The 15825-nt window shown below is 32.4% G+C and carries 12 protein-coding genes; 9 read left to right on the top strand and 3 right to left on the bottom strand.

The window, feature by feature from the left end:
• Positions 1 to 75: 75 nt before the first annotated feature.
• Together pfkA and FJOH_RS23715 are read right to left on the bottom strand one after the other, a co-directional pair.
• A complete protein-coding gene (gene pfkA, locus FJOH_RS23710) occupies positions 76 to 1062 on the bottom strand; it encodes a 6-phosphofructokinase (RefSeq protein ID WP_012026556.1) in 987 nt (328 codons plus the stop codon).
• Between the two features lie 309 nt (positions 1063 to 1371).
• A complete protein-coding gene (locus FJOH_RS23715) occupies positions 1372 to 5856 on the bottom strand; it encodes a translocation/assembly module TamB domain-containing protein (RefSeq protein WP_012026557.1) in 4485 nt (1494 codons plus the stop codon).
• A 204-nt stretch (positions 5857 to 6060) separates the two neighbouring features.
• Here FJOH_RS23715 and tsaD point away from each other — a divergent pair, with 204 nt between their 5' ends.
• The 8 genes from tsaD to FJOH_RS23755 all read left to right on the top strand — a co-directional run bounded on the left by tsaD (position 6061) and on the right by FJOH_RS23755 (position 13316).
• Positions 6061 to 7083 carry a tRNA (adenosine(37)-N6)-threonylcarbamoyltransferase complex transferase subunit TsaD gene (tsaD, locus tag FJOH_RS23720; RefSeq protein ID WP_012026558.1) on the top strand — a complete coding sequence of 341 codons (1023 nt, stop codon included), beginning with the start codon at positions 6061 to 6063 and terminating at the stop codon, positions 7081 to 7083.
• A 2-nt stretch (positions 7084 to 7085) separates the two neighbouring features.
• Positions 7086 to 7793 (top strand): 16S rRNA (uracil(1498)-N(3))-methyltransferase, encoded by a 708-nt coding sequence (locus FJOH_RS23725; protein WP_012026559.1) that lies wholly within the window; start codon positions 7086 to 7088, stop codon positions 7791 to 7793.
• A gap of 52 nt (positions 7794 to 7845) precedes the next feature.
• Positions 7846 to 8484: a DUF4159 domain-containing protein gene (locus FJOH_RS23730; RefSeq protein ID WP_012026560.1), complete on the top strand. Its 639-nt coding sequence runs from the start codon at positions 7846 to 7848 to the stop codon at positions 8482 to 8484.
• A gap of 111 nt (positions 8485 to 8595) precedes the next feature.
• Entirely contained in the window at positions 8596 to 9093 is a 498-nt protein-coding gene (locus FJOH_RS23735) for a TrmH family RNA methyltransferase (protein ID WP_012026561.1), read from the top strand.
• 296 nt (positions 9094 to 9389) lie between these two features.
• Positions 9390 to 10346, top strand: coding sequence for a zinc metalloprotease (locus FJOH_RS23740; RefSeq protein WP_012026562.1), 957 nt, complete (start codon positions 9390 to 9392; stop codon positions 10344 to 10346).
• Positions 10347 to 10471: 125 nt separating this feature from the next.
• Positions 10472 to 11563 carry an AI-2E family transporter gene (locus FJOH_RS23745; RefSeq protein WP_012026563.1) on the top strand — a complete coding sequence of 364 codons (1092 nt, stop codon included), beginning with the start codon at positions 10472 to 10474 and terminating at the stop codon, positions 11561 to 11563.
• 2 nt (positions 11564 to 11565) lie between these two features.
• Positions 11566 to 12747 (top strand): THUMP-like domain-containing protein, encoded by a 1182-nt coding sequence (locus FJOH_RS23750; RefSeq protein ID WP_012026564.1) that lies wholly within the window; start codon positions 11566 to 11568, stop codon positions 12745 to 12747.
• Positions 12748 to 12749: 2 nt separating this feature from the next.
• Positions 12750 to 13316: a hypothetical protein gene (locus tag FJOH_RS23755; RefSeq protein ID WP_012026565.1), complete on the top strand. Its 567-nt coding sequence runs from the start codon at positions 12750 to 12752 to the stop codon at positions 13314 to 13316.
• 1 nt (position 13317) lies between these two features.
• On the opposite strand, the gene FJOH_RS23760 is transcribed toward FJOH_RS23755, so the two are convergent.
• Positions 13318 to 13971, bottom strand: a complete 654-nt coding sequence (locus tag FJOH_RS23760; RefSeq protein ID WP_044048069.1) for a M15 family metallopeptidase — start codon at positions 13969 to 13971, stop codon at positions 13318 to 13320.
• A gap of 80 nt (positions 13972 to 14051) precedes the next feature.
• Between FJOH_RS23760 and FJOH_RS23765 the strand changes: the two genes are divergently transcribed.
• The gene (locus tag FJOH_RS23765) at positions 14052 to 15800 is read left to right on the top strand and encodes a CocE/NonD family hydrolase (RefSeq protein WP_012026567.1); all 1749 of its coding nucleotides are present in this window, start codon (positions 14052 to 14054) and stop codon (positions 15798 to 15800) included.
• Positions 15801 to 15825 lie beyond the last annotated feature (25 nt).

Raw genomic sequence — 15825 nt, forward strand, 5'->3', positions numbered from 1 at the left:
TGTTTTTATTATATTAATTCAAAGTCTAATTTCCTCACAATAAACTTCTTCTCTTTTAAACTTTTATCTTTATAATTATGTAGACATAATGTCTGACACTCTCAATAATTCTCTATCAATTTCAGATTTACCTTTAATTGCCTGCTCCAGCGGAGTTAAAACAACTTTATCTTCCTTAAGACCAACCATGTAGTTTGATTTTCCTTCAATTAAAGACTCAACTGCTTTTACACCAAGACGACTTGCCAGAACACGGTCAAAACAAGATGGCGAACCACCACGCTGCATGTGTCCTAAAACAGATACTCTTACGTCGTATTCAGGTAAATTAGCTTCAACATAATCTTTTAATTCGAATACGTTTTTACCAATTTTATCACCTTCGGCAATAACTACTATACTTGATGATTTTCCTGAAGCTTTACTTTTTTGAAGAGAGTCTAACAATCTGTCAAGACCTAAATCTTCTTCAGGAATAAGGATTTCTTCTGCACCTGCTCCAATTCCGGCATTAAGTGCGATGTGACCTGCATCTCTACCCATAACCTCTACAAAGAATAAACGGTTATGTGAACTTGCAGTATCTCTAATTTTATCTATACAGTCAACAACAGTATTTAAAGCAGTGTCATAACCTAAAGTAAAGCTTGTACCATAAATATCATTATCAATTGTACCTGGAATTCCCATTACAGGAAAATCATATTCTGAGTTAAAAATTAAACCTCCGGTAAAACTTCCGTCTCCTCCAATAACAACTAAAGCATCAATTCCGGCTTTAAGAAGATTTTCGTGAGCTTTTTTACGGCCTTCCGGGGTTCTAAAGTCTACAGAACGAGCCGATTTCAGGATCGTTCCTCCTTTATTTACAATATTATTAACGCTTCGAGGGCCCATTTCTTTAAAATCACCTTCGATCATTCCTTGATACCCTCTATAAATTCCTATGCATTCTATATTATGATAAGCACATGTTCGAACAACTGATCGTATTGCAGCATTCATTCCCGGTGAGTCTCCTCCTGAGGTAAGAACACCTACTTTTTTTATTGTTTTTGACATTATTTAAGTATTAAAGTTGTAAATTTAGCAAACATTCACCACTTCTGCGGTTATATTTATTATAATTTAATAAAATCTGTTAAATTCAAACGTTTTCGTTAATAAGTTTTTTGATACCAAAAATTTCATTTAAAATAATAAATAGGGCGTTTTTTAATTAATTCTTTAAAATTAACAATACCCAAAAGAAGTGTTATAAAAATCTCACTTAGAGCTTTTTAGAAAAAACTTACAAAAACTATAAATTTAAGCATAAAAAAACCATTCGTTGTTTCGAATGGTTTTTTTATACTCTTTTTAACAAATTATCTAAAAATCATTGTCAGGAATTAAGCCTTCATTATTGTTTTGCGGTTTTGGCTTTTTCTCTTCTTCTTTTTCAGGTTTCTTTTTGTCTTTTTCTGCCTCTTTAGCGCTTTTAAAATTCAGATAATCCGGATTTAGATTTGAATCCTGAAAGTCATCTGATTTTTTAATCGCTTTCTCGAGTTTATGGCTTTTAAATAATTTATTCACCAGTTCGCTGAAAGTATCAAAATCGACTTCATAAGAAATACCAACTCCCTGTGTATAACCAATTCCTTGTCCTATATAATTAATATCATTTTCTTTATTGAATAATCGAAGGTTCATTGATCCGTCTTCATTTACACGATATAGTATTTCAATGTCACCCACAATAGCAGATTCGTTTACTCCTCCTACCGGAACCCCTACTTTACCATTAATCGAAATTCTTTCGTTAATCTGCGATGAAATATTGGCTACAAATTGTCCGTCGGCTTCCTGACCTAATCTTCTGTCGGCAGAAATAAAATTCAGGTCAATATTAATAAGGTCGTTATCTGATTTGATGATTCCTCCTAATAAACTTGCAGCAGTTTCTGCAAATGTTCCTGATAAATCGCTTTGGTTAAATCCGTCCTGACTCATAAATGAACCTGTAGATAATAAATACAAAGCCTGCGTTTGACGAACGTCTTTATCATCTAACTTATATTGTATTTCAGATTTCAACACATTGCTTACCGATGGAAACTGAATATCAAAATTAGGTTCAGGGCTCGTTAAATCTCCTCTTAAACCAATTACAACTTCTACAGGTACTTTTTTATTGAAAGAAGAATTATCCAGCAATACGGCAGGATTTGCCGATGTTTTGTAAACGGCTTCTAAATTCAGCTGTGCTTTCATCGGGTTTCCTTCCCAAATAATAGAACCACCTTTTTTAACTGCGAATTTTTTATCGATTAAACCTCCGTATTTAAAGTTATAAGTTCCTTCGTATGCCTGGAAATCCCCCCACATATTAAATTTACCCAGTGTATTAATCTTAAATAACAGCGATCCGTATCCTTTTCCTTTCATACCGTGACCGGAATTTCTGTCAAGGATAACTTCTACTTCGGCATCCGGCGTAATATCAAAATCAAATTCCAGCTCCAGACCATTATAGTTTCTGGTTCTTTCAACAATTCCTTTTTGCAGATTGTATTTTTCTTTTGGTGTTACAAAATGTATCCAGCTGCTTTCTCCCACACTTTGTACATTATTTATAGGAATCTTGACTTCGGTTCCTTTTTCAGATTTTGCATCAACTTTAATAAATAAACTTTCTGTTGGTCCTTTTATACTTGCAGTTCCGTTTATAAAAGCTGTACCAAAATAAGCAGCATCTTCACTATCTTTTGTATCAAGTGCTAATAAACGTTTAGAAGTTATGGTTAAATCTAATTTCCAGTCGCCAAAATTATGATGCTCGATTGTTCCGTTAAGCAGTCCTTTTGTTTTATATTTAGTATCTGTTAACTGATTATTTCTAAACAAAAATTTCTCATCTGTTAAATCAATAACCGTTCTGTCACTCAATTCGTAATCCGTATTTAGGTACGGAATTGTCATTCCGGCTTTTTCTACATACAAACGTCCGTTGATTTCAGGTTTTTTCAAATTACCCACAACTGCTGCATTTCCTGAAACAGAACCTCTAATATTCGATAAAACATCTCCTCCTATAGTTCCTAAAGTCGCAAGATTAAATCCTTCGAGTTTAAGACTCAAGTCCATAAAAGTTTCCTTATTCTCAATATTAAAAGTACCATTTGCCCTAAACGATTCTGCAAAACCATTTACGATAGAAGAATTTACGGTAAATTTTCTAAAAGTCTGATCTCCCGAAATATCAAAATTCAGGGTACCTAAATCAACTTTATTCATATTAAGATGATCGACGACAATACTGGCTGTCGGCTGATAAACATCTTTATTCTGCTTATAATTTACGTTTCCGTTTAGATTTCCGTTAAAAACAAACTTCGAATTATACGGTGTAATTTTATTTATGTCTACGTCTTCAAAATTGAGGACAATATCCTTATAATCCTTTCCTTTAATTATCCCGTTTAAATCAATTTTCTGGTTTTCGTGAGATAAAACTATATTGTCAATGGTAAAGTTTTTAAAATACTGATCAAAAACGATCTGATTATCCTTTGCGGCGTCTTCATTTAAATACCATAAATAGTCTTTAAACTTCATTTCAGATTTCTTGATTCCGACAATATTATTTTTCTTTTTGTCGATAGTGTGATATAAATCGAGATTAAAATAATCCTGTCCTTTATCTCCACCTTTAAACTCAGAACGAACAAATAAAGTATCTTTTGATGTTACATTAATTAAATTGAAATCGCGGATTTTATAATAAGGCGTTTTAATACTATCGAGTTCAACGAATGCATTATAAAGCGGGTTTTTATTATCTATGCTGATTCTGATATTATCAAAAGTATTTTTGGCCGCAGTAATTTGTTTGGATCTGAAACCAAATTTAAATTCCTGCAGGTCTGCATCAATTTTACCGCGGACCACTGTACTGGAATCAATTTTTAAATCCGGATACAGCATTTCTACTACCTTATTATATACATGGAAATTAAAACGCAGGAATTGTCCTTTTTTAACTTTATAAGGTTTATAGTTGGTATACAAACTTCCCACAGAATTCATAACCAGTTTATCCAGCTGTGCAAATTGAAATTTACCCACAATTCTTCCTTCAACAATATCTGCTGAATTAATCGTTATGGTTCTTAGTCTGTCAGCATCAAAATTGGAACTTATTGTTACGTCATCAAAAACGTAAGTCGCCTGTGGATTTTGATATTCTGCATCTTTAATAATAATGTTTCCTTGAAGATTTTCGATAGAATTTCCGCTTACCTGAACTACTGCATCACCTTTAAAATGAGAAATCGAATCGTTTACGAATCTTAATTTTTGTAAATCTGAATTTTCTACATTTATATGAAAATCATAACGGCTTTCACGTTTACTTAAATCTACTAATCCGTCAAAAGTCAAATTCAAATTTGGGTCATTAATTGAAAGCTGGCCTTTGTAATAAGGAAGCTTGAAGTTTCCGTTTACAACAATATTACTGTATCTGTATTTATTATAGTCTAATTTATTAATATCACCTTTAACAATTGTATTCAAATATTTTTCGGTAAAACCAACACCGTCAACATCTAAATTTAAGGTCGTTCGGCCAACGTCTTTCCGGCCTAATAAAGCGCCGATGTTAAAATTATCCAAAACAATATTACCTGAATAAGAAGCTTTATCGATAAAATCCATATTATTCATATGAAGATTGACCTTACCGTTTCCTAAATCAGTAGCCATTTTAAAATCGGTTTCTAAAGCTGTTGTTGAGACTTTTGCTTTCCCGGTGATATTAAATTTACCAATTCTTTTCAGCTCTTTTGGAAGGCTTTTGCCTAAAATACCCGGAAGTATAAAAACCAGATTATCATAGCTGGCAATTAATTTATCAAACTTTCCGTCCATCGAGAACTTTTGTTCTTTTGTACCCAAAAGATTTTTAAAGTTGATATTTCCAAAGATTTTGGAACCATTTGCATCGCTCAGCCTTAAATGATTAAGGTTCAAATCATTTAAAGGTCCTTTAATCTTGGTTTTAACTTTAAAATGCTGGTTTTTACCCAGTCCGTCATAAAAATAACGAATATCGTTTGAAGCTATAGAAGACGAATCTAATGCTACATCAAAACGAACTTTATCTGTAAAATCAAGAAAATCTTTAACCTTATAGTTTAAAATTGCTTTTCCATAAATCCATGATCTCTTGGTTTTTATGGCAAGGTTTTCGACTTTAATCTGTTTTTTGGTATAACTGAATTTTCCGGCAAAATTAGAAACATACAAACCTCTGTGATCTAAAAATGAAAATCTGTGAATGTTAGTATTTACATCTGAACCATACAATTTAAAATCGCTGATATAGGCATTTAGCTTTGTAAAATCCAGAAATTTTGGTGTATGCTTATTTTCATCAACAACAGAGAAATTTCCGTTGGTAATGTATGCGTTTCTGGCTGTTAAAAGGAAATGTTTAGTCGATTTTGTTTTTACCTGCTTTTCGGTTTCAAACAATTTTATAAACTTATTGATATTGTTTTCGTCTTCGCCTTTATAAGTTTTAAGATTAAAAATTAAACCTGTTAAACGAATATCACCAAAAATTAAGTCTCCATCGATTGCTCTTTTAATACTTAAAATATCAGTATTTATAAGGTCAGAATATATTAAAGTTTTTTTATGATGGTCTAAAATAAGTACTTTCTTTAGTTTTACGCCGCCAAAAATATTTATTGCCGCTTTATCAATACTAATGTTGGTTTTAAAATCTTTATTAAGAGTTTCGGTAATATATTTAGCAATTTTTGTCTGTACGACAGGCAGAGACAGAGTGATAGCAAGTATCAGCAAAAGTAAAATTAAGCCAATCAGGGTTCTGGATACTATTTTCTTTACTCTTTTGATAACGCTATTATTATTGTTTTTGTATTAATTTAATTTGAACAGACAAAGGACGGCTGTTTTGATAAAAATTCTTTAATTTTGGCATCTGCTTCAATCAAAGAAATTTCAAAATTTGATTTGTCAAATATAATCCAAAATTCGTGCCTTTATATGCAAAATTCAGAGGTTTTTATTCTTGCCATCGAAAGTTCATGCGACGATACTGCTGCCGCGGTTTTACATAACGACAAAGTACTCTCAAATGTTGTAGCCAATCAGTTAATTCACAATCAATACGGCGGTGTAGTTCCTGAATTAGCTTCGAGAGCACACCAGCAAAACATAGTTCCTGTAATCGATGCTGCACTTCGCAAAGCAAATGTACAAAAAGAACAGCTATCTGCCATTGCCTTTACACAAGGTCCCGGCCTAATGGGATCACTTTTGGTAGGAAGTTCTTTTGGTAAATCGTTATCATTGGCTTTAAATATTCCGTTAATCGCTGTAAATCACATGCATGCCCATATTTTAGCGCATTTTATTGACGAAGAAGGATACGATAAACCAGAATTTCCTTTTTTAGCTTTAACAATTAGTGGCGGACATACGCAGATTGTAAAAGTGAACAGTTTTTTTGACATGGAAATTATTGGAGAAACTACAGATGACGCGGTTGGAGAAGCTTTTGATAAAAGTGCAAAAATATTAGGACTTCCTTATCCGGGCGGGCCTTTAATTGATAAATATGCCAAAGAAGGAAACCCAAAAGCTTTTACTTTTACGAAACCAAAAGTTCCGGGATTGGATTTTAGTTTTTCCGGACTAAAAACAGCTATTTTATATTTCATTCAAAAAAACAAACAGGAAAATCCAAATTTCATCGAAGAAAACCTAAACGATATCTGTGCTTCAATTCAGCATACGATTATCGAAATTTTGATGGATAAATTAAAACTGGCTGTAAAAGAAACCGGAATTAAACAAATCGCTATTGGCGGCGGGGTTTCTGCAAATTCAGGAATCAGGACTACTTTAAAAGAAAGTGAAGCCAAATACGGCTGGAAAACTTTTATTCCAAAATTTGAATACACTACAGATAATGCCGCAATGATAGGAATTGTAGGCTACCAAAAATATTTATCAAAACGTTTTGAAGATTCTTCAGTAGTTTCTAAAGCACGAATTCAGTTTTAATTATGCAGTTATTTTACAATCCGGATATAGACGAAACAACCGAAAGTTTTTCTTTTGATAAAGAAGAAAGCAAACACATTATAAAAGTTTTACGCAAGAAAGATTCAGATATTCTTCACGTTACAAATGGTCAGGGATTATTGTTTGAAACCGAAATTACGCTGGCATCTGATAACAAATGTATCGTGAGCGTTCTTTCAATAAAAAAATCTCCAGAACCAAAATTTCGTCTGCACCTTGCTGTTGCGCCTACTAAAATGAATGACCGTTTTGAGTGGTTTTTAGAAAAAGCTACAGAAATAGGCATTCAGGAAATTACACCAATTATCTGCGATCGTTCTGAAAGAAAAGTGATTAATTTAGAGCGTTTTGAAAAAATAGTTTTATCGGCAATGAAACAATCTAATGAAATGTTTCTTCCAAAATTAAACGATGCTGTTTCGTTTAAAGAATTTATCAAGCAAAAAAATCAAGGCTTGCAGTTTATTGCGCACTGCGAAGAAACCGATAAAAAATCTTTGAAAGAATCTTTAAAATCAAACGAAAACGTAACCTTATTAATTGGTCCCGAAGGTGATTTTTCTGAAAAAGAAATTGCATTGGCTCTTGAAAACAACTATAAACCGGTAACATTAGGAAATACTCGTCTGCGTACAGAAACTGCCGCAGTTGTGGCCTGCCATAGTGTTGTATTTTTTAATGAAGTTTAATAAATTCCGAGGGTTTTGTGAAAAACAAAACGAGTAGACAAATTACAATTCTATGAAAAAAATATTTTATTTGCTTTTACTTTTTTCAATCACTTCTTTTTCACAAGAAATTGCATTATTAAAATACAGCGGCGGAGGCGATTGGTATGCAAATCCAACTTCACTGCCGAACTTAATTCGTTTTTGCAATTCGACTATCAATACCAGAATAAAAGCAAAACCTTCTACAGTTGAGCCAAGCAATCCTGATTTGCTTTCGTATCCGTTTGTACACATGACGGGACACGGAAATGTCGTTTTCAGCGATTCTGATATTTCGAATTTGAGAAATTATTTAAACGGAGGCGGTTTTCTTCATATTGATGATAATTACGGAATGGATCAATACATTCGAAAAGAAATCAAAAAGATATTCCCAAATAATAACCTGGTCGAAATTCCTGCCAGTCATCCTATTTTTCAAAAACCTTTTCCTTTTCCTAACGGATTGCCTAAAATTCACGAGCACGACGGAACCCGTCCGCAGGCTTTTGGAATTTTTGTAGAAAACAAACTGGTTTTGCTATACACCTATGAATGCGACTTAGGCGATGGCTGGGAAGATGCCGAAGTACACAACGATCCGGCAAATGTTCGCGATAAAGCCTTAAAAATGGGCGCTAATATTATTAACTATATTTTCACTAATTAGTGAGTAGTTAAAAGTGATTAGTAACTAGTAATTCATCAAATTAAAAAAGAAAATTATTTAGATTCTAAGTCACCACTAATTACTTTTCACTAATTACTTTTCACTAAAAAAATGCAGCTGACTCACGAAGAAAATCAATTTGAGAGAAAAACATTTCCAATAACTTTGGTTTGCGATCATATTTATTTTCAGCAGAATATTGGTTCGCTTTTTAGAATTTCAGAAGCTTTTGGTGTAGAAAATATTATATTTTTAGGAAAAGACATTCCGCTTACGCCAAGAAAAATCAACAAAACTTCACGCAGTACACATCTCCATGTACCGCATCAAATTATTGAAGAAACAACAGAATTAACTGCTTATCTTCAAGAAAACAACTTCGAAATCATTGCTTTAGAAATTACAAGCAACAGTAAACCTCTGAAAGAAGTTCTAATTCCAAAGGATAAAAAAACGGCACTTTTGATAGGAAGTGAAATTGCCGGAATTTCAGAAGAACTATTAAAAATTTCACATCAAATTGTTCACATTAATATGTTTGGAAAAAACTCAAGCATGAATGTAGTACAAGCTGCCAGCATTGCTTTGTATGAGATTACTTCTTTGTAATTTTTTGTTAAATTTTATAGAATAATGGGTTCGATTTTCGAATAATTATATAAACAAACTTTCAAAACCTCGACAAAAAGCAAATAACAACGTTAAAATGCAATAAAAAAATTAATAAGTAAGAAAAAGCATCTTAAAAATATTTTTAACTTTTTTGTAAGAACTAGATTATACAAGGGATTGTAAAATTCTCACAAATAAATCTGTATAAAAATTTGGCTACAAATAGTATTTGTTATAAAATTGCGATCTGGTTAACCAAAACTATTATTTTATAACAAAAACCCCTAGAATTTATGAAAAAACTTATTATTACCGCAATTACAGCATTAGTGCTGTTTTCATGTCAAAATGATCAGGCTGAAGGAACAAATTCTGAAGCAGCTGCACAGCCAACTCTTCGTACTTGCGCAAGTCAGGATGTTTTAGAAGCTCAATTAAAAGCTGATCCAACATTAGCAATCAGAATGAACGAAATTGAAGCTTACACAAACAAAGCTTTACTTACAGGTAAACTTGTAAATGGAAAAATCGAAATTCCTGTTGTAGTAAACGTTCTTTATAGAACAACTGCAGAAAATATTTCAGCTGCACAAATTCAATCTCAAATTGATGTTTTAAACAAAGATTTTAATGCATTAAACTCAGACTACAATAGTGTTCCTGCATTATTTGCTGGTGTAAAAGCAAACGTTGGAATTACATTTGTATTAGATCAAATTATCAGAAAATCAACAACAAAAACCTCTTGGGGAACAAATGATGCCATGAAAAAAACGGCTCAGGGCGGTTTAGCTCCAACTTCTCCAACAACAAAACTTAACTTATGGTCTTGCACAATTGGAGGCGGAATTTTAGGTTATGCACAATTTCCTGGTGGAGCTTCTGCTACAGATGGAGTTGTAATTGATCCAAAATATTTCGGATTATCAGGTGCTGCAAATGCTCCATATAACTTAGGAAGAACTGGTACTCACGAAGTGGGACACTGGCTGAATTTACGTCACATTTGGGGAGATGCAACTTGCGGAAGCGATTTAGTTGCTGATACTCCAACTCATAATGCAGCAAACTATGGTGTACCTGCATATCCACACTACAGTACTTGTTCTGGAACTCCTGTAGAAATGACAATGAACTACATGGATTATACGGATGATGCTGGAATGTACATGTTCTCTAACGGACAAAAAAATAGAATTGCGGCTATTTTTACAAGTGGAGGTGCAAGAAATTCTTTTGCACAACCTTAATAAAAAAAATCTAATTAAAAGCGGGATGAAATCATCCCGCTTTTTTTTTATTAATTATTTTTAGAACGCCCGAAACACTAGAATTATAAAAGCTTTTTCCTATATTTATATTCTAAATTTTAAATATGATAACGTCAAAAACTATTTCTAACGGAATCTTACGAGCATTGGCAACAATCTTAGTAATAGGTATCGTTTTATACTTCTTATATGAAATTCAAACCGTAATTGTTTATTTATGTGTTTCCCTGATATTGTGTTTAATTGCAAATCCGCTGGTTTTATTTTTAAAAAATAAACTAAAATTCAGCAATTCAATGGCCGCTGCAACTACAATTATCTTTTTTATATTTCTTATTGTAGGCTTTATTCTGCTGTTTGTGCCATTAATTATTTCTCAGGCAAATAATCTGGCTTTATTAGATACGGCACATCTTCAGACTAAATTTATGGAGACAGAAAAACATCTAGAAGAATATTTTAATATTCAGCATATTGATTTAAATAAAGTTATTAAAGATTCTAAACTAACTTCGGTATTAGATTTTAGTTATTTCACCAGATTTATCAATTCGATTATCAATTTTATGGCCGATATGGGAATGGGATTGGTATCGGTATTTTTTATTACTTTCTTTTTTATAAAAGACCAGACTATTTTTAAAGATCAGGCCAGAAGAATACTTCCAGATTCTAATGAAGATAAAATTTTAAATTCTATAACAAAAATCAACCACTTACTAACCCGCTATTTTATTGGTTTATTATTGCAGTTAATCGTTGTATTTATTCTGTATCTGATTGTGTTATTAATCTTTGGAAACAAAAACGCATTTGTAATTGCTTTTTTATGTGCCATACTAAATATTATACCTTATTTAGGTCCTATTATTGGAACTACTTTGGCAGCTATTTTAACCATGATTAGTATGATTGGACAGGATTTTCAATCAGAAATTCTGCCTAAGACCATTTATGTTGTTATAGGCTTTTTAGTCGTTCAGGCAATTGACAATAATATAAGCCAGCCGATAATTTCATCAAAAAGCGTAAATTCGCACCCGTTAGAAATATTCCTAATTATCTTAATCAGCGGTATTACATTTGGAATTGTCGGGATGATCATTGCAGTTCCGGCTTTTACAATGATTAAGGTAATTTTAAAAGAATTTTTTCCTAACAACAAGATTGTATCTGTATTAACCGAAAGAATTTAGCTTTGAATAATCCTATTTTGCATCCAGAGATTCAGGAATTTATAATTCAGAATACTGGTGCAGATTTAACAAAATTGGCGCTGCAGAAAAACCCGTTTCCAGATGTGGAATGGATTTCGATTTTAAACCAGATTGAAGCAAGAACTAAAGCAAAGGACAAGTTACCAACCTGGTTTTCTGCCAAAGATATTATCTATCCCAGCAAAATTTCTGTTGAACAAACCTCATCAGAAAAAACAGCTACTTACAAAGCTTCTTTAATCGAAGGTGAAACTTTAATTGACCTAACCGGTGGTTTTGGAGTTGATGACTATTATTTTTCTCAACGATTTATATCTATTGCGCATTGCGAAATAAACGAAGATTTATCAGCTATTGTCAGTCATAATTTTGAGCAGTTACACGTTAAGAACTCCCATTTTTATGCAGATGATTCGGCAAATGTTTTAAATAACCTCAACCAAAAATGGGACTGGATTTATATTGATCCATCGCGAAGAAATGATGCAAAAGGCAAGGTTTTTATGCTCAAAGACTGTCTGCCAAATGTACCGGAATCTTTAGATTTTTATTTTGAAAAAAGCGATTCTATTTTAATTAAAACTGCTCCTTTACTCGATATTTCTGCAGGTTTATCTGAATTAAAATCAGTGAAAAACATTCATATTATAGCGCTTGAAAATGAAGTAAAGGAACTGCTTTTTGAAATTCACAAAAATTATTCAGGAGAAATTACATTAAAAACGGCTAATATTGTAAAAGACAAAATAGAAACTTTTGAATTTGTTTTAGGTGCCAAAGGTCAATTTCCATCGTACAATCTTCCTCAAAAATACCTTTACGAACCTAACTCGGCTATTATGAAATCGGGCGGTTTTGATGAAGTCAGTACATCTTTCAAAATAAACAAACTTCATAAACATTCGCATTTATATACTTCAGACGATTTAATTGATTTTCCTGGAAGAAGTTTTGAGATCGAAAAAGTCATTTCTTACAATAAAAATGACATGAAAAATGAGCTCTTAAATAAACAGGCAAATGTTACAACACGTAATTTTCCGGAAACAGTAGAGAACATCAGAAAGAAGTGGAAAATAAAAAATGGAGGAAATTTTTATTGTTTTTTTACAACTGATAAAAATGATAACAAAATAGTTTTAATTTGCAGAAAAATAAACTAGAAATGAAACAACTAATTACACTAACACTTTTTTTATTAACCTTCGCCGCATTTGCTCAAAAACCATGTGAATACAGTGTAAACGTAAATGACTCTATTGGATCTTATAAAGTAACAAACGAATACTTAATGAGTGAAAAGTATTTTGGAGGAAGCTTCAATTATATTTTCTTTTCTCTGGCACAAACTGATGGTCTGCCAACTTTAAATTTACAAAACATTCAAAAAAGCAAAGATTTCATAAAGGCAAATTGTTTCGATAAAAACTCTAAAATCTTTTTACAATTAGAGAATGGAAAAATTGTTACTTTAATGCATATCAACCAGGAAAACTGCGGTACACTTGTACGTGATGATAAAGGCTTTGATAACAGAGTTAACACCGGTATTTTTATGTTTGTGAAAGAAAATTATGAAGAGCTGAAAAAATCTCCTATATCGATCATGCGAATTAAATATCTAACGAACATAGAAGATTATATCGTAAAAGCCGATCTTACATCTGAATTAACCGGTAAAGTAACGCACCCCAATACTTACTTTATAGAAAATATTAGATGCGTAGAATAATTTAATTGCAATTCCATTTTTGATTCGAAACATTATCTTTTAAACCTGCTTTTAAATTATAATGCCACCATTCTGAATCAAATGAATTGAAACCATTTTCTATCATTATCTTTTTTAAGAATTTTCGGTTTGATAAAACTTTTTTAGAAAAATTGGTATAATTATGAGCGGCTTCTGGTCCAAAAAAATCAAAAGCAGTTCCCATATCCAATTCTTTCCCGTTCATATCAACCAGCGAAATATCAACGGCTCCTCCTCTATTGTGGATGGAGCCTTTTTTTGGATCGGCCACATATTTTGGATTTGATACAATTTCCCACATTTTTTTCTGAATCGACAAAGGACGATAACAATCGTAAAGCTTTATTTTATAGCCTTTTTTAATAAAATCTTTGTTCGCGGCAACCAATGCTTTTACTGTTTTTAAACGCAGTAAACATTCAGCACAGTCATATACTTTGGCTTTTAAGAAATTATCTTCTGTTGCATATTTCATATCATACACAAAATCTTTGCTATAATCTTTTAGATTTACAAAAGTGGTATCGGCAATCTGTTGTTGTACAGGTTCTGTATAAGCTTCATGCTGTGCATGGGCAGACACTGCCCCAAAAATCAAAAAAGAAAAAGATAATATTCTAAAAAAATGTAACATATAGTTATAATTTACGTCTATCATAAAAAGTAAATATAGAAATAATAATTAAATTCGTTTAACCCAAAAACTTAGTAATTATGATTCATAAAGTAACATTATTATTTCTGAGTTTATTTTTCATGGTAATTTCTGTATCTGCACAGCAGACTAAAGCAGCAAAACTGGCAGATCAGGAAAACGCTTATGATATTCAGGACAGCATATCTATCAAAACGCGTGACGGAGCAATATTATCTGCCATGATTGCCCGCAAAAAGAACGATAATGAACCGCAGCCTGTAATTCTCCAATATACAATTTATGTTAGAGATAAAGGCAGAGACCTAAAATCGATCAAAGAATCTGTAGATAAAGGCTATATCGGGATTATAGTTTATTCGAGAGGAAAACGTTTCAGCCCAGACGAGATTAATCCGTATGAAGATGAAGCTAATGATGTTTACGACGCCATAGACTGGATCAGCAAACAAAAATGGTGCAATGGAAAAACGGCTATGTATGGCGGCAGTTATAACGGATTTACGCAATGGGCTGCCTGCAAAAAAATGCATCCGGCACTTAAAACAATTGTTCCTTCTGTTGCAAACAGACCCGGAATGGGACTGCCAATGGAAAACAATGTTTTTATAAATCCAAATTACGAATGGGCGTTTTATGTAGGAAACAATAAATATCTGGATACAGTAACGAATAATAACAGACCTCGTTTTAGAGCTTTAAAATTTAGATGGTGGGAATCTGGAACAGCGTACAAAAAACTAGACAGTATAGACGGCGAACCAAACAGATGGTTTCAAAAATGGATAAGCCATCCTTCATTTGACTCTTACTGGCAGAAAATGGCGCCTTATAAAACTGATTTTTCACAGATTAATATTCCTGTTTTAGCATTTGACGGTTATTATAACGATTCTCAAAATTCAAGTTTGTATTATTTAAAAGAACTTCAAAAATACAGCCCGAAAACCCCTTTTTATCTGGTAATTGGACCTTACGGACATTTTGGAACTCAAATTGGCGGTGAAGCTGTTTTAAACGATTACAAAGTCGATCCTGTTTCTTTGTTTGATATCAAAAAAATCACTTACGAATGGTTTGATTATATTTTGAAAAACGGCGCTAAACCAGAAATTTTAAAAGATAAAATTAATTATGAAGTCATGGGAGCAAATGAATGGAAAAGCGCTCCTTCATTTGAAAAAATGCATAACAACTATCTAACCTTTTATTTGACTTCTGCCGTTTCACAAGATTTTCGTCTCGCAGATACTAAGAAGCCCAAAAAGAAAGAATTCTTAACACAAGAAGTTGATTTTGCTAACAGAGAAATCAGCAATAACAATTATTATCCTAGTCCGATTATTCAAAAAGAAGTCAACAAAAATGACGGTTATTTTTTTATAAGTGAGCCTCTAACTGAACCTTTAATTGTAAACGGTTCTTTTTTGGGAGAAATTAAACTGAGCATCAATAAAAAAGATTTGGATTTGGGCGTAACCCTGTATGAAGTAACTCCAAACGGAGAATATTTTCATCTCTCCTACTACATTGGACGCGTCAGTTATGCAAAAGATATTGAAAAAAGACAGCTTTTAGAACCTAATAAAATAGAAACAATTGCTTTTTCTAATACGCATTTTGTAAGCCGGCAGCTGAGCAAAGGAAGCCGATTATTGATTGCATTAAATGTTAATAAAAATCCTTTTTCGCAATTGAATTACGGAACAGGAAAAGAGGTCAGCGATGAAACAATTCTCGATGCCAAAGAGCCTTTAAAAATTAAATGGTACAATGACAGCTTTGTAAAAATTCCAGTTTTGAAATAGTTCTCTTTTCAGCTAAAAACATATT

Source organism: Flavobacterium johnsoniae UW101 (genome assembly GCF_000016645.1).
In the GTDB taxonomy this organism is placed as follows: domain Bacteria; phylum Bacteroidota; class Bacteroidia; order Flavobacteriales; family Flavobacteriaceae; genus Flavobacterium; species Flavobacterium johnsoniae.